Source organism: Pseudalkalibacillus hwajinpoensis, assembly GCF_039851965.1.
Lineage (GTDB): Bacteria > Bacillota > Bacilli > Bacillales > Guptibacillaceae > Guptibacillus > Guptibacillus hwajinpoensis_E.
Window position 1 is genome coordinate 330,940 of record NZ_CP156674.1, and the last position, 19,996, is coordinate 350,935.

Genomic DNA, 19,996 nt, shown 5'->3' on the forward strand with positions numbered 1-19,996 from the left:
CCATCTTACCCAAGTTTATTCATTCCGTTAAGGATTATCTCCTGATCTCTACTGAAACTTGACTTTTCTCTAATTTTACGCTATAGTTAAATTAACCATTTATCACAAAGATATTTCATTATCTTCGATTGGTGGTTGAAATTTTAAAGTGCACAATGAACGTGCTAAGCTTTTAGGAGGAACAAACATGCAAAACGGTAAAGTAAAATGGTTTAATGCAGAAAAAGGATTTGGCTTCATCGAAATCGAAGGTGCTGAAGACGTATTCGTACACTTCTCAGCAATCAATGACGAAGGTTTCAAAACGCTTGATGAAGGTCAAGAAGTTTCTTTCGAAGTCGTCGAAGGAAATCGCGGACCACAAGCTGCTAACGTAAATAAAATCTAATATATAAATGTGAGCACAAGGAACTGATGATTTCATCAGTTCCTTTTTTTGTGCTTTCTTTTCGTTTAAGCTTGTTTGGAACTGGCCATACTATTCCTGAAAGATTTGCAAAGGTGGGATGGTATGTCAGAACCATATTCTGATCTTCAACAAATTGAAATGTCTATCAAGTCCGCGCAGCACCTCGTTGGACAGGCTACGAAAAGCATGAATGACAATCAGCTTAAAGCGGCACAGAATGCCATTGATCAGGCCAAACAGCAATTTCAACAAGCTCTTGCTCATAAGACAGGTACAAATGAACAGTTCTATGAGTTCTCAAGCGAGCTAATTGAAAAATGCGAAACGCAATTAAAAGAAGCGAACGAATAAAAGAAGCAGCCAGGGGCTGCTTCTTTTATTCGTTCTCAAATTCAATCGAACTGCTTATCTCCGTTCCTTTTAATGCCTGTGCAGCTAAACGATGAGCTTCTTTATTTTCATCGCGAGAAATGTGTTTATACACTGGCTGAAGTCTTAGATCGCGAAGCGACACTTCAATCCTATCCATCCATCTGTTTAAAAGCGGCTCATACACCGCCCATTCACCTGACATCTGATTAATAACGACCTGTGAATCCCCTTTAATTAGAATTTCAGTATCCTCGACATCAATCGTTCTTACTTCCTGAAGCCCTGTCCACAATGCAGCATATTCTGCTTCATTATTATTTTCAAGGTAATCAAGAGCCCGGTTAACTCGGATCCTCTTCCTCTTTCTTCCTTCATAGAAATAAATAACAGCTCCACACCCTGACTTTTTCGTTTCCTTATCAAAGCTGCCATCAAAAATAAGTTCAATTGATGCTGGGCGTTCTTCCTTCTTCGTCATGTACGTCTCAAACTCTTTTAAAGACCATTTCAAACCGCGGTGATCAATAAAAAACAAATCGATCGACCGTCCAGTTTTAGCAATATCTCGTGCTATTAGCATCGCTTCTGGGGCAGGCAACTCATCAGAAGTCATCCATGTCTGAATCCCTCGAGGCGTCTTGTATTTCCATTTTATGATGACTTTCATTTGGTCCACTCCTTCGATTAAGAAAGATGTTTGCCGAGTTCTTTTAATTCATCTCCAACGCTGCATTCCGTAATACAAAAACGTTGCGCATGACACTTCCCATAATCATGCTGATTCACTCTTTTCAGTAAGCAATCCTGACAATATGTATCAAGGATTAAACCGACTTCCATCATGACCTCTTTCTTTTTCATACTTTTCACTCCTACACACAATCCCTTCTTAACAGCTTTCTCCTTTTACCTTAAATGTATGTCTTCTCTGTTTGAACATGTTTATGATAAAATACAACATGACCACCGTACAGGGAGGTAAACCATGTGATTGAAGTATATGTAGATGGAGCAAGTGCTGGTAATCCGGGTCCTTCAGGAGCCGGTGTTTTTATAAAAGCGGACGGTAATGTTATCCGAGCGTCCCAGCCGCTCGGCAACCTTACAAACCATGAAGCTGAATTTGAAGCGTTGATCCACGCGCTTTCGATTTGTATAGATAACGAATTCCAGTCCATTTCTATTCGGACAGACTCACAGCTCGTTAGCAGCTCTGTGGACAATCGCTATGTTAAAAATCGTAACTATCAGCCTTATTTAACACACGCACTAGCTTTAGTCGATCGCTTTGAGCTATGTTTCATTAAGTGGATTCCAAGCTCCAAAAATAAAGTGGCTGATGAGCTTGCCAGGAAAGCCATTCCCCTAAATACCGCCTAAAATGAGCAAGCGCCTTGATAGGCGCTTCTCTTTTAGTTACATTCTGATGCGGAGTCCAAGCAAATCAAGCTCCTCTTTCAATCGATCGTAATCAAGCGTTAGCTTAAGATCATCGAAGGAGTGGTGATCAAGCTCAGGAATGGCTCGCTCGATCGTCACAAGCTGACGGCTTAATTTTGCTACTTCTTCACCTTCCATTAACTTCTTACGGTAGCGATTAAATTTGCTATCAAGCGTTGTAATGCTTTCGTAGACGCCATCCACAGATCCATATTGTTGAATAAGCGGCAGTGCAGCCTTATCTCCAACACCTGCGACCCCGGGGATATTATCACTTTTGTCACCAAGAAGTGCCTTTACATCAACCCACTGGTCAGGAGATATCTCATACTCAGTTTTAAAATGCTCCTCCGTATATACCCTGTCCCCTTCTTTTCGAATCGCAATAATTTGAGAGACGGATGGATTTAATAGCTGAAGAAGATCTCGATCATTGCTATAAATAAAGCAGTCACCCATTCCTTCTTTTGTCCATCTGTCAGAAAGGGTTCCAATAACATCATCTGCTTCGAAACCTTCTACAGTTAACTGCGGAATTCCTGTTGATCGGAATAAATTTACCGCCGTTTCATACTGCTGGATGAGCGGAGAAGGGAGATCCTCTCTCGTTCCTTTGTAATCTTCAAAAAGCGCTTTCCTCTTTGTTTCATTACGCTTTACGTCCCAGGTGACAACGAAATGACTCGGCTCGTATTCTTTCATCAGAGAAATCATTTTCTGAAGTTTGACTCGTAACGCATTTGTATATAAGCCCTCAGGTGTTTTCGTTAATTGATCCTCTGTTTTTCCATATGCTGTTGCGAAGTACCCTCTACTTAATAAGTTAAATCCATCAATCATTATTAATCGGTTCATTGTCATTCTTCCTTTCGTTCCCTTATACCATGATCTTCATATATGGTAACACAAACCCCCTTTCCACTACTCGGAGGCATCATAATGAAATAAAAGAAAAAGCCTTCAGTGAAGGCTTTTTCTTTTATTCCTTTGGATTTTTCAGTTTTTCTGCTTCCATTTCTGCATAAGAGGCAAATGAATGTTTTCCTTTTGCTTGTTTGGCGTTGTTGTTACGCTGTGCGTTCGGATTACCTTTTTTCTGTCGACCCATCGTGACACTCCTTTGTAGTCATTTCCCTATTAGTTTGTGTCAGATCGGTCCTGTTCTATTCAGTCAAAATGAAGCGCCTGTTGGTAAGAGCGTAGAAACGCGACATACTGCTGTGATGCTTCTTTAAATGCTTTTTCATCTTTTTGGTCGAGAGCACGATCAATAGTTTTCTGGTAACGTTCTTCCTGGAAAGTAAACACGGCTTCATCAAGGATCAATTGGGCATACAATTCCAACTCAAACGTTTCTTGTTCTTGTTTCTTTTTCATGGCACGCTGTTTCATATTGTCTTTATACGACTTATGATGATTGTTCATGTTAGCTCTCCCCCCTCTTGAAGCTCTTTTTTATATTATACGAGGGAATCGTCAAAATATCAATATTTTTCAGAATATTCCGATATAACTTTTATCAATTTTTTTCTTGTCCTATAGTGGATAGCGATCAAGGTCAAAATAATTCTTTTTAAGAAGCCGCTCCTGATTCATTAACTCTTTATACGTAAATGTGGAGGATAGCTTTGATGTATCAATTAGCATTAGCTGTTCCTCAACGTTCCCAACTAATTCGTCTGTTTGATAGCTCATGCCACAATGAATACACTGAACCGAAGGTAGGTCACTAATTTCTACCGCCCTGGTTCCATCCGGGAGCTCCCAGTAGCCTTTATCAAGGGTTTCAAAAGCCCCTTCTTCGTCACACCACTTACACTTCATACGCTTTCCTCCTCTTTATCTCCGCCTTTATATTTCATCTGTTCCGCGGTATATTTCTTTTCCTTCATTTGATCACGTTTATTTCTACGGTCTTTAAGTGAACTGTGCTGAACGTCCTGTTCATACTTACTCCTTCGCTTAAATCTCTGCCCCCCTTCAGGTACTAAATTGAAACGTTCATCAGTCATTAAGGAATGAATGCCAATCGCTGGTTTTTTCTCCATTTCATAAACGTTGTTAAAATATGTGTCTGCCGTACCTGGTGTATAATTCTCTGGTTCCGGATAAGACGTGATTACGCCCTCAAAGTTTCGTAAAATAACTTTGTCAGCACTTTGAGAGATCATGTAATTTGGCTGAAGTGCAATTTTACCACCACCACCTGGAGCATCAACAACAAACGTAGGAACCGCATATCCGGACGTATGGCCTCGCAAACCTTCAATAATCTCAAGGCCTTTTGACACTGGCGCTCTAAAGTGGCCAATGCCTTCTGATAAATCACATTGATAAATATAGTAAGGTCTCACTCTGATTTTCACGAGATCATGCATCAGTTTCTTCATAATTGTTACGCTATCGTTGATTCCAGCCAGTATAACAGCCTGATTTCCAACTGGTACCCCTGCATCAGCAAGCATTTCACATGCTTTCTTCGATTCCTCAGTGATTTCAATACTTGTATTGAAATGCGTATTCAACCAAACTGGATGATATTTTTTCAATATATTACATAGATCTTCGGTAATTCTCTGTGGAAACACAACCGGTGCTCTAGTACCAATTCGAATAATCTCCACGTGTGGAATGGCTCGCAGGTTTTTGAGCACGTACTCAAGAATTTTATCATTAATGAGTAGCCCATCTCCTCCAGAAATCAATACATCTCTTACTGCAGGTGTCTGTGAAATATAATTGATGGCTTCATCAAGCTGTTTCTTCGGTACACCCATACCTATTTGGCCGGAAAACCGTCTTCGTGTGCAGTAACGGCAGTACATCGAACACTGATTAGTGACGAGAAACAGTACACGATCGGGATATCGGTGTGTAAGTCCAGGCACGGGAGAGTCCTCATCCTCATGAAGTGGGTCTTCAAGGTCATATTTAGTTTTATACATCTCCTGTGAAATGGGAACAGACTGCATCCGGACCGGGCAACGGGGGTCATCAGGATTCATTAGTGATGCATAATAAGGTGTAATGTTTAATGGAATTGTTTTGGTGGCAATTTTGACGCCTTCTTCCTCATCAGGCGTTAAGTTCACGACTTTCTTTAGATCATCAAGCGTACGAATCGTATTTGTTAGCTGCCAGATCCAATCATTCCACTGCTCCTCAGTTACATCTTTCCATAATTCAATGTCCTTCCAATGGCGTGCTGGCTTATAAAGTTGCATAAGCATGTCGTAATCCCCCTTCGTATAATCTACTTTCATACTATGCAAGTTTGATGCCAGCTCCATTAAATCTTTAAAAGTGACCGGGGACATTGATCAAAAGACCAAAAATCCAGAATTAAAAATAATAAAAAACCAGGCGTGCTCATTATTCGGCACTCTGGCTTTTTGGAAATTTTGATAACTTATATTGTAAGGTTTGTCTCGGGATACAAAGCTGCTTTGCGGCTTTTTTTACATTACCTTCAGCATCAACCATCGCCTTTTCAATTAAGCTTCTCTCCGTTCGTAGCAACACTTCCCTTAAAGGCTCGCTTTCAAGCTGTTTTCCACGCTCGGGCAGAAGCATCGGAAAATCAATTGAAGTCAGCACTTCCCCTTCTGCAAAGTTCATCGCTGATTGAATAACATGCTCGAGTTCTCGTACATTGCCATGCCAGCTACGTTCATTTAAGAGCATCGCAGTACGCGGTTCGATCGATTTCACCTGTTTGCCGAACTTTACATTATACTTGTGGATAAAATGATCCATCAGCTCTGGTATATCACTTCTGCGTTCTCTTAAAGGAGGAAGACGGAGATATATCACATTCAATCGATAGAACAGATCAACTCGAAGTCGTTTTGCTTCAAGAGCAGCGTCAGGCTCTTCATTAATCGCTGCAACGATCCTGACATCCACTTTCCTCGTTTTTCCCGCTCCTATCCTTCGAATGACACCATCTTCAAGAACGCGAAGAAGTTTTGCCTGAACATCGATCGGCATCGAATTAATTTCATCGAGGAAAAGGGTTCCACCATCCGCTAATTCAAATAACCCCTCCCGCTCTTCAGCTCCTGTGAAACTTCCTTTTGTTGTTCCAAAAAGGATGGATTCAAGAATCGAGGCTGGCAATGCAGCGCAGTTCTGTGCTATAAATGATCCCGAACGATTTGAAGCATTATGGATAGCCTGAACGATCAGTTCCTTACCCGTACCAGTTTCTCCATATACGAGGACTGGAGAAGGAAGCTGTGCTGCCTTCTCTGCCCTTGCTTTTACTCTTTGAAACGCATCATCGCCAGTTATAATATGATCGAACGTATACGTTGTCCCATTATCAAACTCCATTGCCGTTTTTTTACTAATTTTCGCCTGTAGCTCCATGACTTTGTCGGAAAGGGTTTTAATCCTTGAGATATCCCTTGCGATTTCGACTGCCCCTTCAAGTTCCCCACCCACTTCAATCGGAAGGGTTGTATTTACAGTTGAAATTAATCTACCTTTCATATTACGATACGTTTGATCTTTATTAAAAATCGCTTTTCGAGTTGTTAATACATGTGACAGTGTACTCGTTTCTTTCGAAAGAGATGGAAAAGCCTCAAGGTAATGCTTCCCAAGCACATCCTCTACTTCCAACCCATCGTGTTTCGCTGCAATTTCGTTGTAATAGATTGTGAGGCCTTTACTATTAACCACATGGATACCTTCATCAATGCTCTCAAGAATCGCCTGGAACATCCCATTCGTAAGCGAAATAGTTGGCTTCATTGCGTCACCCTCTTTCGGCCGAATTTTCGTCTCTTTGTGCCTATTATTGGGCATCATAAGTCAGCATCTTACTCCATAAATTCATATTCTCCCAGTCTGTATAAATTTTGACGTTATTAACTAGCCTTCCTCCATACGCATAACCGAGCTGATGAAGCACTGCATTCATACCAAAGGAACGGGCTCTGGCAATCGAGTAAGCATAATAGATTTCTTCTTTCAATAACGTTTTTTCGAGTTCCATGATCAGGTGTCTCATCGTTCCGCCTTTTCTGAAATCAGGTAATGTAGCGCAGTCTGTTACTTCTGCATTGTGCCATTTCCTGTTCAACTCTGCTGACGCCGCACTTTTGATCGTGCCCTGCTCTTCAACCAGCAAAAAGATGGTTCCTTCCTTCATTACCTTACGAATGTAATCAGGATTGTCCATCGGTGTTGGGTACACTGCAAATACATGCTTGTAAAGCTCTGCTAATCCTCCTGCATCCTTTTTAGTTGCCTGTCTCATTAAAGGTTTTTCCGATAAATCCCCTGGTGTTTTTGAAAGTACACCTTCTAAAATTGCATCTTCTTCAATCCAACTCTTACTATTACGCCTCCAATTTTCTCGGTATTTTGTCATCAGAAGCGTGTTCACACCTGAGAAGTACCCACAGATTTCACCTTCGTATGAGAATCCGAGGGATTGAAACAATGCTGCATCCCCATCCTTCACTTTTATTATGCATTTTGTATAATCAGCATTGAACAATTCCAGAATGTGATCAACGAGCGTCCGTTTGTTACCTGCATATTCATCAATTCGAATTCGTTCATTGAATGGATCGTGATGGCAGTTAAAATGATAGTCCCTACCCTTATAAAAATGAGTCGTTGCTTTCTTTTTTTGATTATTCAAGAATGTCCCTCCCTCATCAAACCCTTACTCAAACCTTTCTTCTCTCTTTACAGGTGAAATCCTTCCCCTAAAAATTGTGGTTGCGAGAGCTAACAAGTAAAAAAAGAACGGTTGCCCGCTCTTCAATTCGCCTTGCCACACCAGTCAATGATAATATGAACAAACAGTTCAGATGCTAACATCATCTGGTCAATCTCAATATATTCATTTGCAAAGTGAGCCACAGCGGTTTCACCAGGTCCAAACACGATTGAAGGCGTATCTCCTTCTTCCGTAAGAAGCCCACCATCTGTTCCCCATGGGGAGGCTTCGATGGTGACATCCTTACCAGTTATTCTTTCAAAATGATCTCCTATGATCATCATAAGCGGATGGTTTTCTTCCACTTCTCCAGGAAGCCACCTTGCTCCAAACCATTCAAGACTAACAGGATTCTCTTGTAGCCACGGGTCTTCAATGGATTCCAGTGCACGCTTCATCTCAAGCTTAGCTTCTTCCATCGCCTCCCCGGGAATGACACCCATTCTTCCCTCAATCACGATCTGGTCAGGAACTGATGATGGCCAATCGCCCCCTGTTATCTTCCCTATATTGATCGGAACAGGGATTGGGATATTTTGATATAACGGGTCTGTTATTTGTTCATTTCTTTCTTTTTCCAAACTTTGAATCGCCTGAATTACGGAAACGCTTTTTTCGAGGGCAGACACGCCTTCATAACGCGTACCCCCGTGAGCCGAGCGTCCCGTTATCTTCAATCGAAACCACATCGAACCCTGCTGTTTAGGAAAAACCTTCATTTTTGTTGGTTCAGGAATGAGCGCCGCATCTGCACGGTATCCTCTTGTAATCGCTGCTAGCGTTCCTGTTCCACCGCTTTCTTCCTCTACAACGCTTTCAAAGATAATGTCACCTTTTAGAGTTATCCCCAGTTCCTTCAGGCATTTAAGCGCAAGAAGCATGGAGGTGTTTCCACCCTTCATATCAGTCGCGCCCCTACCATAGACGCGTCCATCCTTAACCTCACCACTGTAAGGGTTAGCCTTCCAATCTTCCTTATTTCCAGGCGGTACAATGTCAACGTGACCGTTTAAGATGAGTGAGCGGCCACCGCCACTTCCTTTTAGCACCCCTACAATATTTGGACTTTCTTTAAAGTCAGTACGATTCGCGCAAAAAGCTGGGTGTGATATCGTTTCTTCTCCTGGAACGAATCGATCAACTGTCAGATTTAACTGCTGAAGCTCTCCTTCAACAAGTTTCTGCACTTTTAGTTCATTTCCCTGAACGCTGTCACATTGAATTAATTTCTGAAGGAGCTCGACTCCATACTTCTCGTTTGCTTTCATCCAATCCTTCACTTTATCTTTCAAGACGTATGCCTCCTTACCTGATCCACATTGATAACAGCTTCTGTTGATTTGATTACATCCTCTACTTTATAGCCCGGCATGACTTCTACTAATATAAGTTTTCCATTATCAATTTTCATGACCGCTCGTTCCGTAATAATCATATGTGCTCCCTCTCTGACCGTTAGGGGCAAAGAACATTCTTTAAGTATTTTTGGCGAACCTTCTTTTGTCGTATGACTCATCAATACAATCACTTTCTTTGCCTTTTGAGCAAGGTCAATCGCACCTCCCATTCCAGGAACCCGCTTACCCGGGACGATCCAGTTGGCGATATCCCCTCGCCCGCTTACTTCTAGCGCTCCGAGGATCGTGATGTCAAGGTGCCCCCTTCGCACCATTCCAAATGCCTCTGCACTATCAAAAAACGACGCTCCGCTCGTTAGGGTAACCGGGTAACCACCCGCATTGGAGAGATTGCCGTCTTCTCTTCCCTGTTCCGGACTGCCACCCATTCCGAGAATACCGTTTTCTGTGTGCAACATAACGTCGAGTGAAGCAGGAAGATAATCGGCTACGAGAGTCGGTATGCCAATCCCAAGGTTGACCATCATACCTTGCTTCACTTCTTCTGCTGCCCTTCTAGCTATTAACCTTCTCGTTTCAACTCCCATACCCATTTCCAATTCACCCCTTTACTCTGAATCACATGATCGACGAAAACGCCCTGCGTAATGATTTCTTCAGGATTTAAAATACCTGTTTCCACAACCTCAACGGCTTCAGCTACTGTAACATCTCCAGCAGAAGCCATGAGAGTGTTGGTATTTCGTGCACTTTGATCATAGATGAGGTTTCCGTAATGATCAGCTTTTTTACATGAAACAATGGCAAGATCCCCCGTTAACGCAGGTTCGATCATATATTCTTTACCCTTCACGATCGTCTTTTCTTTACCTTCTTCAATCGATGTCCCGAGTCCTACATCGACAAGGATGCCACCGAGTCCCATGCCGCCTGCACGAATTTTCTCTGCAAGTGTGCCCTGTGGATAGAAGTGGACGTCAAGTTCACCATTGTGCATTTGCTTTCCCGCTTCTGGATTTGATCCGATATGAGAAGCAATCAGCTTTGAAACTCGCTTCTCTGTGACGAGTTTTCCTGGACCGATCCAGGGGAACCCTGCATCATTACAAATGAGCGTTATGTTATCAATGCCGGATTCGAGAATCCAATCAATAAGCGTTGGCGGAGATCCTACCCCTCCAAAACCTCCGCACATAATTGTCATCCCACTCTTAAGAATATCTAAATCAGCTACTGATCTAATTTTATTGATAGCCATAGACGCCTCCCTTTCTTAACTAATCGATCTTCTTTCATATAAGCCTTCTCCCTCAAGTTCAGAAACAAGACTTGCGAGCCCCCGGTTCAGCTTATCGAGAAGCAGTTGAACTTCATCCTCTTGAATGACAAGTGGCGGGGCAATCATAATCGCATCACCAGCAACCCCATTTAGCCCACCTGCAGCCGTGTATACAAGCAGTCCAGCTTCATAGCATTTTCGGATCAGTCGATTCGCAACCTCATACTGGAGCGGAAATGGCTCCTTGGTCAGATTATCCCGGACGAGTTCAATTCCAGTTAATAACCCAATTCCCCTAACATCCCCAATAATCGGGTACAAGGCCTTCAACTGTTTTAACCCTTTAAGAAGCACTTCCCCGCTTGTCTCAGCATTCTTAACGACTTTATGTTGCTCAATATAGTTAAGCACTGAAAGACATACAGCGGCTGATAGTGGATTTGCACTAAACGTATGTCCACTTAACACAACTTTGGAGCCACGTTCGATTGTTTGAATAATACGATCAGATACAAGCGTAGCGGCCATTGGTGTGTAGCCTGCGCTCATTCCTTTTCCAAGTGCTAATAGATCGGGTTCAATCCCCCAGTGCTCCAGTGCATACATTTTCCCGGTCCTGCCGATCCCAGTCATCACTTCATCAGCAATAAATAAGATATTGTATCGATCGCACACTTCTTTCATCGCTTTAAAATAGTGTTTTGGAGGGACGACCGCTCCTCCAGCTGCTCCAATGACTGGTTCACATACAAAAGCAGCGATTGTTTCTGCACCAAGTCTTTGAACCTCTCGTTCAAATTCAAGAGCGTACTGTGCGGAACAGTTCGGGCAATGCTCTTCAAAAGTGCAGCGATAACAATATGGCGGGGAAAGGGCTGGATAGTGCTCAAGCATCGCTGTAAAACGGCTGCGACGGATCACGTGTCCTGACATAGAGAGGGCGCCCATCGTAATACCATGATAGCTCATCCACCTCGATATGACTCTGTTCTTCGCAGGTCTGCCCAGTTCCTGCCAGTACTGAATCGCTATTTTTAATGCTGTTTCCATCGCTTCAGATCCGCTGTTAACAAAAAATACCCAGTCAAGGTCACCAGGTGCCAAATTACACAACCGTCTTGCAAGTTCCTCAGCGGGCTGGCTAGTGAACTGCGATCTGTAAACAAATGACACCTGAGCAGCCTGTTTTACCATAGCTTCTGTAATGTCTTGTACGCCATGACCGATGTTTGCCGTTACGGCACCTGACGAACCATCAAGGAATACGTTCCCGTCCTCATCATATAAATAGATTCCTTTCCCGTGCGAAATCACTGCATATTCCGTACCAAGCATTGGTTTAATTAAATGGGTTTTGTTTACCATTTTGTCACCTCAACTCTCTCTGGTGTTTAGATTCAGCCTATGATGAAAAGAAGTAAAAATCTATTCCACATTATCTACAAAAAATTCCGACTTTGTTGTACGATTTGGATAAGAGAATACGGGGGGACGTCTATGGGACTAACGGTACGTGAAGCATTACAACTTAAAGAAATGAGAGAAATTAAACTAATTGCAGGAAAAAAGGGAATTGACCGTGATATCAAATGGCTGACAATTGTGGAAGTGATGGAGGATGTGTCGCGTCTTCATGAAGGTGAATTCTTAATTACCACAGCTTACGGATGGAATGAAAAATCTGAAACATATACGAATTTAATCGAAGCACTTGCGAATCGGCAATTATCTGCGCTCGCAATTCATACAGGCTTTTATCTTGATGTAATTCCTATCGAGATTGTTGAAGCTGCTAACAGGATCGGACTGCCGCTTCTTGAAATTCCTAGAACAATGAATTTTTCCATGGTGACGAGAAGCATTCTTGAACAGCTAGTTAACAAACAGCTTTCTCTGTTAGCATATGCCCAGCGCATTCAAGAAGATCTCACTTCACTTGTACTAAAGAATGCAGGATTTTCAGCCATAACAGAATCCCTCTCGAAATTACTTCATGCCAATGTCTCTTTATATAACAGCAGGAACGAACTAGTTGCCAGCACATTACTTGCTAATCGAACGTCGCTTATCGATGCACGGTATCCGATCCTCGGCCTGAATGAACAGATCGGAGAAATTTTCATTCAGAAACAAACAGAACTAAGCTCACTTGACCATCTTGCATTAAAACAGGCTACGACGATTTTTGCGATCGAGTTTCTAAAACTACAGATAATAAAAGACACCCGCACTCAAATTGAAACAGATTTCCTTGATACACTTCTTTCTCATTCTTATGAAGATGAAGCCTACATGTTGAAAAAAAGTAAAGAGATGGGATTTGACTTCAGTGGGGTAAATCAAGTTTTCATTTTATCTTCACACAACCTGGATTTATTAGAACAAGATTGTCAGCAGCTGCTCATTCTTAATCGAATAAAAGGTATTATTAAAAAGAAAATGGATCACGTTGTGATGCTTGTCATCGGGGCAGGTTGTCCTATTTCGACTGCCGGAGGAATAAATGCTGGAATCAGCTCCAATGTTCATGGCATTCGCAAATTAGAAGACGCTTTTAAGGAAGCAACCATCGCTCACTTATTCGCAAAGTATCGGAACACTCCCCTCCTTCATTATGACGAGCTAGGAGCTTACCAGATTTTTATACGCTTAAAAGAGAATGACGAGGAGTTAGCTGCTTACTACAAGCCCCTGCTGATGCCTATCGTTACCTATGACGAAAAACATCAGTCGCAGTTAATGAAGACACTCGAAACCTTTTTAGAAAATAACCTGGTCATCAATCGCACCGCTGAAAAATTATTTATTCACCGACATACATTGAACTACCGCATCAAGCAACTAGAAAAACTAACCGGGATTGATATTTATTCCTATGATCAGCGCATTCATCTCCAATTCGCTTTGCTCGCCTATGTAACAGACCATATTCTATCGAAATAACGACACTATCAAAAAATAGAAGGCCACCCGCAACAAAAGGAGGTCTTCTATTTTTTTATGTATCCACAATAGTAGATGATCGATCACGATAGAATGTCACGATGTTAGCTTCAAACCATCATGATCGCGATATGTGTTACGGTCGGTCATTTTGCATGCGTATGCGACATAGGTTTTCTTTAAATCGGTGCACTAATCGCACGGGCCTGAAATATTTCTAATCCGAGCTCTATCGGAGGATTGCTATCCACTAATCGTTCCAGCAGCCTGGATGTCCCCGGCAAGCTCAGCAGACGTAAGAAATGTAAAAATGACATCCAGCAGCCATTAATGCTCTTCGTCATGCTAGGCAGTCAGGAGTGCGACTAACCCCCGGATAGCTGTGCATAACCGTTTGTTTTTGTTTCGTTAACATAGGCTGACCTCCTATGAAATTGAATCACAAACTATCTGAATATTGGTTATCCACAGAATTTTGTGGGTAACCATATACCCACACTGATACCCCCTCAAATAAAAAATATACCCTATATGGGTATACGAAAACTCCTGTTGATAAGTCTCAGAATCCCAATGATACCAGTACTTAAGTAAGTTATCAACAAGTTGTCTTTTCCTTCTTATTTGATTAAATCCACACAGAAATTCATTTTCGACGATAACGATAAAATTATGCTACAATGATGTTTATGATAACGGAGTCGGAAAGGAAGACACACCTATGGAACACTTATTAAACCCTCGGATTAAATCAATTGAAATTTCCGGTATTCGCACGTTTTTTAATATGGTGGCAGATTACGAGAATATGATATCACTCACCATTGGCCAACCTGATTTTGAAACACCTGCGCATATTAAAAATGCCGCTAAGATAGCGATCGACCAGAACCGCACAACATACACACACAATGCCGGATTACTTCCGTTACGAAAAGCAGCTACACATTTTCTAAAGACGAGATATGGACTATCCTATTCACCTGAAAGTGAAGTCATAACAACGGCAGGTGCCAGCCAGGCAATTGATGTCTCACTTCGGACAATCCTAACGGAAGGATCTGAAGTGATATTACCTGGACCTGTCTATCCCGGATATGAACCGATCATCAAGCTTTGCGGGGCAACACCTATCCATGTTGATACCACAAATACCGAATTTAAGATGACGCGCTCTTTGATTGAAAATGCGCTTACGGAACGAACAAAATGCATTATTCTCCCCTCCCCTTCCAACCCGACCGGTGTTGCGATGTCTGAGGAGGATCTTGCTGATATTGCTGATCTTCTAAAGAACAAAGACGTTTTTCTGCTTTCAGACGAAATTTACTCTGAGCTTAATTTCTCTGGCACACACACTTCCATTGCCCAATTTAAAGGTATGCGCGAAAAAACCATCGTCATTAACGGCCTCTCAAAATCCCATGCGATGACCGGCTGGAGGATTGGGTTTCTTTTCGCTCCTGTGAACATCTGCAAGCACATGCTTAAAGTTCATCAATACAACGTTTCCTGCGCCTCCTCTATTTCACAATACGCGGCACTTGAAGCGCTCGAAAGTGGACTGGAAGATCCTATCGAAATGAGAAAAGAATATCTCGTTCGCATGAATTATGTCTATGATCGTCTGGTAGAAATGGGGCTTTCCCCGGTGAAACCAGATGGTTCTTTCTACATTCTTCCATCCATCAAGCAGTTCGGGTTTACATCCTTTGAGTTTGCTATGAAGCTCGCAAAAGAAGGCAATCTTGCGGTCGTTCCTGGGAGTGCTTTCTCGGATTATGGTGAAGGTTATGTCCGAATTTCCTTTGCGTATAATCTCGACATATTAAAAGAAGGTATGGATCGATTCGAACGATTCCTTGATACAATTCGATGATAAGTTAGTCCACCAAATAAAAAAGCCAGCCAGGACAGAGATGTCCAGGCTGGCTTTTTTATTTTGATTTCACTTCATTTTCGTTGTACGAAATCCAATCACTATAACTGCCGGGATAAAGCTTCGCATGAACACCAGCTTCCTGAAATGCAAGCAAGTTCACGCATGCTGTAACTCCGGATCCACAGTAAACAATGGGTTCCTCGCCGCTATCCACCCCTACTCTCTCGCCTGGGTCTTTCCATTTTTGATCTTCAGTGAGGTTGTTTTTCCAGAAATAATTCACTGCCTCCGGGATATGTCCTGGCTTCGCATCGATTGGTTCAACATCTCCAGCGTATCGTTCAGGTGCGCGGGAATCAATAATCGTTCGCCCCTCAGCCTGAGCCTTCTTCACATCATTCACGGACACAATCATCGATTTATCTAGACTGATTGGATAGTGCGTTTTATTAGGAGTCGGGACTTTCGTTTCAAGTTTCAACCCCTCCCCTCTCCAGGCTTCAAGCCCACCATCTAGAACCGCTCGTTGTTTATGACCCGCAAAACCAAGCAGCCACCATAACCTTGAGGCCATTGCACCATACTGAGAATCATAAGCTATCACTTTCGAATCCGGATCAATCCCAAGTCGTTCAATAAGATCTTGCAGTTGTTCCTGATCAGGTAATGGATGCCTTCCGCCATGCTCGCCTGGTTCACTTGAAAGATCTTTTTCTAAGTCCGCATACACAGCTCCAGGAATATGTCCTTCAAGATAGGTTTGATACCCAACTTCAGCATCACCTAATACAAACTGACAGTCCACTATTACCAATTGATCATCATATAAATGCTCTGAAAGCCATTTCACTGATACGAGATTTTTCATTGGTTACTCCCCCACTAGTTCAGATTGAATTTGCACAAACGCCTGTCGCTTTTCTTCTAACTGTTTTTTATTTACATCACTCGTCAGCATGCGTGACTGCGATACAGCGTGAGCTTGCACTTGATCTGTAAACTGTGCTTTTAAATCAGCGATCATTTGATCAAAGAAATGAAGTGCACTATCGCTTAGTACCTGTTGCTCAGCATTCAGGTAATCTTTTACTGGTTGTTCAAACAAACGCTTAAGCTCATCGTGTAATTGGCTTCTCCCTTCCTGTTCAAAAAACTGTTTAGGTGTTTTAAACAGACTGCGCGATTGCTTTTGAATGAGATCAAGTGAAAGCCATGAGGAAATCGACTGCGAAAATAGAGGTGTATCCATTTCGTAATCGTTCTCCGCTGAAGAACGGAACTCAGGAAGTCTTTGGATGATGACTAGCTGTATTTCTCGCTCACTTTTCTTCAACTCTTCCTTAATAAACCGATCCATTCGCAAGGATGCTGCCCTCAACTCTTGAATTAAGTCCTGCCCGATGTCTTCTAAGAGGGTATGAGAAGCCTGCATCAGCCCTTCACGTCCTGATATAACAGATGGATTGAAAGCTTCTTTAAAGAAATCATTAAAGCGATAAAACAGGCGCTGAGGAATATAGTGAACAAGTTCTATCACTTCCTGCTGAACAGCTTTAATCGATGATTCGAAAGAATACGCTGTGATTTCGTCTTTCAACTCTTCCGAACGTCTTTTTATTGATGACAGTTTTTCATTTTTCTCAGTCGTATTCATTTCAAAATTCACAAGCCACTGTTGAAGTAATTTCTGAACGCGTTCTAGTTCACTAAGATTTGATTCAACCGCCATTTTTGAAAGATCAGATCGAATAAATTGGTAAAAACGTGTTTCAAACACTGTTATGCCGCCTTTTCTCTTTAACCTTTCAGGTAAGTTGCTTAAAAAGCGTTGCTCACCTTCTTCTAAATTATCTTTCGAATCAAGCATACCAGCTAGGCTTGAAACAGGATAAAGCGAAGGCTGACGGATGCCGTACTGCTGTAGCTGATTCGCAACGTGGTCGAGAACAAGCTGTATTTCACCCCCATTCTCAGCAAGATCAGCCGCATTCAATAAGAAAAACATCTTGTCCATTTCAAACACATCTTTCACCCGACCAAGCTGAATCAAAAATTCTCGATCCGCTTTTGAGAAAGCATGATTGTAATACGTTACATAGAGAATAGCATCCGCGCTTTTCATATACTGAAATGCAACACCCGTGTGCCGTGCATTAATGGAATCAGCCCCAGGTGTATCAACTAGCGTAATGCCTTCCTTTGTTAACGGACAATCATAATAAAGCGAAATCGACGATATAAAGCAGGCTTTTGCTTCATTTACAACCATGTCACTGTATTCGTCCATGGTTACTTCCTTTTCCTTACCAAGATAATCGAGTTCTTTCTTTCCTTCTAGGACGGCCCTTAGAAATAAAGCATGAGGCTTCGTGTCAGCCGACTCTCTCAGGAATAGTTTCCCGTTCGTTATGATTCTCAGACTGTCTTCTATTGAAAAAGTATTCTCCCCAAAATAAGATAAGGAATGCTGAAGATCTTCAAGAAGCTCGTCTTCTGTTTTGTAAAAAATCGTCGCGGTTTTATGTGTATGGCGATCGGTAACCGGGCAGATTCGGTTTAGCGTAGCCGTTGTCGGATTTGGTGAAGAAGGCAGTACACTTTCACCTATGAGCGCATTCGCAAAAGACGATTTACCAGCACTAAATGCACCAAAAAGGGCAACGGTATATGACTTATTTGTTAATTTCTCCGCTCTTTTCATGAGCATCTCCCGCGTATTATCAAATCCAGGGAGACCCTTCAGCTCTTCTGCAGCTTCTCTTAGCGCAAACGCTGTCCGTTTTGGATCAGGTAGTTTTGACCGAACTTCTTCAGATGCTTCTTCCTTATTCTCCAGATGAGCGTATGCCCTATCCGGTATCTTCTGAGAAGCTTCAACAACAATCACTTCTTCCTTTTCCTGTAATAATGCCTGTTTAAGCTCCATAGCGGCCTGTGTGGCCTCATTGTCATGCTCACCGTTCATTATCGACCATAGCTTGTCAAATTCTCGATTACCCTTTTCCACTTGTTTTAGAAAGGCACTTGCAGCTCCATCACCCAGTGTTTCTTTGAACTCGTTGTTTGCACCGGATATGACCTTCCCGTGATCTACTTTCACTTCTTCGATCAACTCATCCTTTGCACGCTCTGCCTGCTGCTTGATCTGAATCTTAAGGCGATTTGCGAGGTTATCCGTATAGTGCAGGACCGCTTCACCTGTTGCACCATTCCCTTTATTCGCCTCTTCTTCTATAACGGAATAATCGACTGAAAAGTCCCGATCTGTGATCTCTTGGACCTTCGTTTTCAGCTGCGCCGTCTCCACTAGTCCTGACAGCAGCTGCTTAAAATGCCATTCTAATTGCGATTTAACCTGCTCCTGCAAACCACTCGCAAATGCTTCGTAGCGTTGCATTCGCTCCTGCTCGGTTTTCTTTTCACGAAAAACAATGCCTACTTTAAACTCAGGCTGAAGTGATTCGAGATAAGCGCGCCCTGCTTCACGAACGTCATACGGCATTAAGATGGCACTTTTCATGATCTTAGCGGCTTCCGATTGAAATTCATCCTCAATCAGTTGGTAGCGCTCGCTTGAGAATGCTACCTTGTTACGCAATGATTGATATGCGTCATTCACGTCGGGATTCTCTGCTTGAACTGTTGTTATGTCTCCGAGTAGCTCGACTGCAGCATTATAGATTCGCTTCACTTTCTCCTTACCTGTCTTTTTAGCCAGCCCTTCAATATACGCTTTTAACTGATGAAACTGGTTATGAGGATGGTCCTGATCTCTTAGCGATATAAAAAAGAAGGACTCAAGGGTCATGCCCCAGGATTCAAACGACTCAGCAACAGTCTGTTGAAACTTGTTAAAGGTAATTTCTGACTCTTTATGCTTATCGATTTGATTCACAATTAAAATGATTTTTTTGTTTTGACGGTGAAGTTCTCGAATAAATTGGTAATTCACTTCGGATTGAACATGATTGTAGTCCATCACGTAAAAGACGACATCTGCTAAATACATCGATGACTCGGTTGAAAGGCGGTGCGCCTCATCCGTGGAATCAATGCCAGGCGTATCGATTAAAATAACATCTTTCTCAAGTTTTGACGGTGACGATAATTCTACCCGCTCCACTTCGTCCCCATCGAGACAATACCTCTTCACTGTTTCAATATCATAAGGGGCTTCGAATACCATTTTCTTTCCGTTTACAAAATGAACCGTTGCACCTGGCTCTCCGGAACGAACTCTTACTGTATTCGCACTTGCCGGTATCGGGCTTGAAGGCAACAGGTTTGTTTCAAACAAAGCATTAATTAACGAGGATTTACCGGCGGAAAAATGTCCTGAAAATAAAAAGTGCTGCTCCCCGCTCATTAGCTTTTGAATGAGTTGCATGATTTTCGTTGCTTCGTTTGGCTGTAATTGCTTTTCGATAAGCGCAAGACGTTCAACCAGAACGTCTACTTTCGATACTGTCTGATGACCATGCCTCATATTATTCCGCTACCTTTCGTAAATAGTGTCTCTCTTAGAATAACGCTTTCAGTCGATTTTTCCCAGTCTTGACCACAAAAAAAAAGCCGG

General features: G+C 42.3%; 20 protein-coding genes. 5 read left to right on the forward strand and 15 right to left on the reverse strand.

All coding sequences use genetic code 11. The annotated features are described in order from the left end of the window. Positions 1–187: 187 nt before the first annotated feature. The gene (locus tag ABFG93_RS01630; RefSeq protein ID WP_347550238.1) at positions 188–388 is read left to right on the forward strand and encodes a cold-shock protein; all 201 of its coding nucleotides are present in this window, start codon (positions 188–190) and stop codon (positions 386–388) included. Positions 389–511: 123 nt separating this feature from the next. Beyond that, positions 512–760 carry a DUF2564 family protein gene (locus ABFG93_RS01635; protein ID WP_347550239.1) on the forward strand — a complete coding sequence of 83 codons (249 nt, stop codon included), beginning with the start codon at positions 512–514 and terminating at the stop codon, positions 758–760. 25 nt (positions 761–785) lie between these two features. Here ABFG93_RS01635 and ABFG93_RS01640 read toward each other — a convergent pair whose 3' ends face one another. Together ABFG93_RS01640 and ABFG93_RS01645 are read right to left on the reverse strand one after the other, a co-directional pair. Then, complete coding sequence (locus ABFG93_RS01640) at positions 786–1,448, reverse strand: reverse transcriptase-like protein (RefSeq protein ID WP_347550240.1); 663 nt, start codon at positions 1,446–1,448, stop codon at positions 786–788. Between the two features lie 17 nt (positions 1,449–1,465). Next, positions 1,466–1,642, reverse strand: coding sequence for a zinc-finger domain-containing protein (locus ABFG93_RS01645; RefSeq protein WP_347550241.1), 177 nt, complete (start codon positions 1,640–1,642; stop codon positions 1,466–1,468). A 126-nt stretch (positions 1,643–1,768) separates the two neighbouring features. Between ABFG93_RS01645 and ABFG93_RS01650 the strand changes: the two genes are divergently transcribed. Then, positions 1,769–2,161, forward strand: coding sequence for a reverse transcriptase-like protein (locus ABFG93_RS01650; protein WP_347550242.1), 393 nt, complete (start codon positions 1,769–1,771; stop codon positions 2,159–2,161). 36 nt (positions 2,162–2,197) lie between these two features. Here ABFG93_RS01650 and ABFG93_RS01655 read toward each other — a convergent pair whose 3' ends face one another. The 11 genes from ABFG93_RS01655 to ABFG93_RS01705 form a co-directional block, all read right to left on the reverse strand. Then, the gene (locus ABFG93_RS01655; protein WP_347550243.1) at positions 2,198–3,076 is read right to left on the reverse strand and encodes a 5'-3' exonuclease; all 879 of its coding nucleotides are present in this window, start codon (positions 3,074–3,076) and stop codon (positions 2,198–2,200) included. A gap of 124 nt (positions 3,077–3,200) precedes the next feature. Further along, positions 3,201–3,329: a hypothetical protein gene (locus ABFG93_RS01660; protein WP_347550244.1), complete on the reverse strand. Its 129-nt coding sequence runs from the start codon at positions 3,327–3,329 to the stop codon at positions 3,201–3,203. A gap of 59 nt (positions 3,330–3,388) precedes the next feature. Next, positions 3,389–3,646, reverse strand: coding sequence for an IDEAL domain-containing protein (locus tag ABFG93_RS01665; RefSeq protein ID WP_347550245.1), 258 nt, complete (start codon positions 3,644–3,646; stop codon positions 3,389–3,391). A gap of 111 nt (positions 3,647–3,757) precedes the next feature. Beyond that, a complete protein-coding gene (locus ABFG93_RS01670; RefSeq protein WP_347550246.1) occupies positions 3,758–4,045 on the reverse strand; it encodes a YokU family protein in 288 nt (95 codons plus the stop codon). Beyond that, on the reverse strand, positions 4,042–5,451 hold the full coding sequence (gene ablA, locus ABFG93_RS01675; protein ID WP_347550247.1) for a lysine 2,3-aminomutase: 1,410 nt from the start codon (positions 5,449–5,451) through the stop codon (positions 4,042–4,044). The genes ABFG93_RS01670 and ablA overlap by 4 nt, the downstream gene beginning before the upstream one ends. Positions 5,452–5,593: 142 nt before the next feature. After that, a complete protein-coding gene (locus ABFG93_RS01680) occupies positions 5,594–6,979 on the reverse strand; it encodes a sigma-54 interaction domain-containing protein (RefSeq protein WP_347550248.1) in 1,386 nt (461 codons plus the stop codon). A gap of 43 nt (positions 6,980–7,022) precedes the next feature. Beyond that, the gene (gene ablB / locus ABFG93_RS01685; RefSeq protein WP_347550249.1) at positions 7,023–7,877 is read right to left on the reverse strand and encodes a putative beta-lysine N-acetyltransferase; all 855 of its coding nucleotides are present in this window, start codon (positions 7,875–7,877) and stop codon (positions 7,023–7,025) included. Between the two features lie 122 nt (positions 7,878–7,999). Further along, positions 8,000–9,250, reverse strand: coding sequence for a peptidase (locus tag ABFG93_RS01690; protein WP_347550250.1), 1,251 nt, complete (start codon positions 9,248–9,250; stop codon positions 8,000–8,002). After that, positions 9,247–9,909, reverse strand: a complete 663-nt coding sequence (locus tag ABFG93_RS01695) for a 3-oxoacid CoA-transferase subunit B (protein WP_347550251.1) — start codon at positions 9,907–9,909, stop codon at positions 9,247–9,249. Before ABFG93_RS01695 ends, ABFG93_RS01690 begins: the two co-directional genes overlap by 4 nt. Beyond that, positions 9,879–10,574, reverse strand: a complete 696-nt coding sequence (locus ABFG93_RS01700; RefSeq protein ID WP_347550252.1) for a CoA transferase subunit A — start codon at positions 10,572–10,574, stop codon at positions 9,879–9,881. Before ABFG93_RS01700 ends, ABFG93_RS01695 begins: the two co-directional genes overlap by 31 nt. A 15-nt stretch (positions 10,575–10,589) precedes the next feature. Then, the gene (locus ABFG93_RS01705) at positions 10,590–11,960 is read right to left on the reverse strand and encodes an aspartate aminotransferase family protein (RefSeq protein WP_347550253.1); all 1,371 of its coding nucleotides are present in this window, start codon (positions 11,958–11,960) and stop codon (positions 10,590–10,592) included. A gap of 132 nt (positions 11,961–12,092) precedes the next feature. Here ABFG93_RS01705 and ABFG93_RS01710 point away from each other — a divergent pair, with 132 nt between their 5' ends. Beyond that, a complete protein-coding gene (locus ABFG93_RS01710; protein ID WP_347550254.1) occupies positions 12,093–13,538 on the forward strand; it encodes a PucR family transcriptional regulator in 1,446 nt (481 codons plus the stop codon). 721 nt (positions 13,539–14,259) lie between these two features. Further along, the gene (locus ABFG93_RS01715; protein WP_347550255.1) at positions 14,260–15,417 is read left to right on the forward strand and encodes an aminotransferase A; all 1,158 of its coding nucleotides are present in this window, start codon (positions 14,260–14,262) and stop codon (positions 15,415–15,417) included. A 58-nt stretch (positions 15,418–15,475) separates the two neighbouring features. On the opposite strand, the gene ABFG93_RS01720 is transcribed toward ABFG93_RS01715, so the two are convergent. Both ABFG93_RS01720 and ABFG93_RS01725 read right to left on the reverse strand, forming a co-directional pair. Continuing rightward, positions 15,476–16,288, reverse strand: coding sequence for a sulfurtransferase (locus ABFG93_RS01720; protein WP_347550256.1), 813 nt, complete (start codon positions 16,286–16,288; stop codon positions 15,476–15,478). 3 nt (positions 16,289–16,291) lie between these two features. Beyond that, positions 16,292–19,906, reverse strand: a complete 3,615-nt coding sequence (locus ABFG93_RS01725; RefSeq protein WP_347550257.1) for a dynamin family protein — start codon at positions 19,904–19,906, stop codon at positions 16,292–16,294. Positions 19,907–19,996: the final 90 nt, after the last annotated feature.

Excerpts from the sequence above, each read along its gene's own strand:
- ABFG93_RS01630 (WP_347550238.1), top strand. The coding sequence starts at position 188 with ATGCAAAACGGTAAAGTAAAATGGTTTAATGCAGAAAAAGGATTTGGC.
- ABFG93_RS01635 (WP_347550239.1), top strand. The coding sequence starts at position 512 with ATGTCAGAACCATATTCTGATCTTCAACAAATTGAAATGTCTATCAAG.
- ABFG93_RS01640 (WP_347550240.1), bottom strand. The coding sequence starts at position 1,448 with ATGAAAGTCATCATAAAATGGAAATACAAGACGCCTCGAGGGATTCAG.
- ABFG93_RS01645 (WP_347550241.1), bottom strand. The coding sequence starts at position 1,642 with ATGAAAAAGAAAGAGGTCATGATGGAAGTCGGTTTAATCCTTGATACA.
- ABFG93_RS01655 (WP_347550243.1), bottom strand. The coding sequence starts at position 3,076 with ATGAACCGATTAATAATGATTGATGGATTTAACTTATTAAGTAGAGGG.
- ABFG93_RS01660 (WP_347550244.1), bottom strand. The coding sequence starts at position 3,329 with ATGGGTCGACAGAAAAAAGGTAATCCGAACGCACAGCGTAACAACAAC.
- ABFG93_RS01665 (WP_347550245.1), bottom strand. The coding sequence starts at position 3,646 with ATGAACAATCATCATAAGTCGTATAAAGACAATATGAAACAGCGTGCC.
- ABFG93_RS01670 (WP_347550246.1), bottom strand. The coding sequence starts at position 4,045 with ATGAAGTGTAAGTGGTGTGACGAAGAAGGGGCTTTTGAAACCCTTGAT.
- ablA (WP_347550247.1), bottom strand. The coding sequence starts at position 5,451 with ATGCTTATGCAACTTTATAAGCCAGCACGCCATTGGAAGGACATTGAA.
- ABFG93_RS01680 (WP_347550248.1), bottom strand. The coding sequence starts at position 6,979 with ATGAAGCCAACTATTTCGCTTACGAATGGGATGTTCCAGGCGATTCTT.
- ABFG93_RS01695 (WP_347550251.1), bottom strand. The coding sequence starts at position 9,909 with ATGGGTATGGGAGTTGAAACGAGAAGGTTAATAGCTAGAAGGGCAGCA.
- ABFG93_RS01700 (WP_347550252.1), bottom strand. The coding sequence starts at position 10,574 with ATGGCTATCAATAAAATTAGATCAGTAGCTGATTTAGATATTCTTAAG.
- ABFG93_RS01705 (WP_347550253.1), bottom strand. The coding sequence starts at position 11,960 with ATGGTAAACAAAACCCATTTAATTAAACCAATGCTTGGTACGGAATAT.
- ABFG93_RS01710 (WP_347550254.1), top strand. The coding sequence starts at position 12,093 with ATGGGACTAACGGTACGTGAAGCATTACAACTTAAAGAAATGAGAGAA.
- ABFG93_RS01715 (WP_347550255.1), top strand. The coding sequence starts at position 14,260 with ATGGAACACTTATTAAACCCTCGGATTAAATCAATTGAAATTTCCGGT.
- ABFG93_RS01720 (WP_347550256.1), bottom strand. The coding sequence starts at position 16,288 with ATGAAAAATCTCGTATCAGTGAAATGGCTTTCAGAGCATTTATATGAT.
- ABFG93_RS01725 (WP_347550257.1), bottom strand. The coding sequence starts at position 19,906 with ATGAGGCATGGTCATCAGACAGTATCGAAAGTAGACGTTCTGGTTGAA.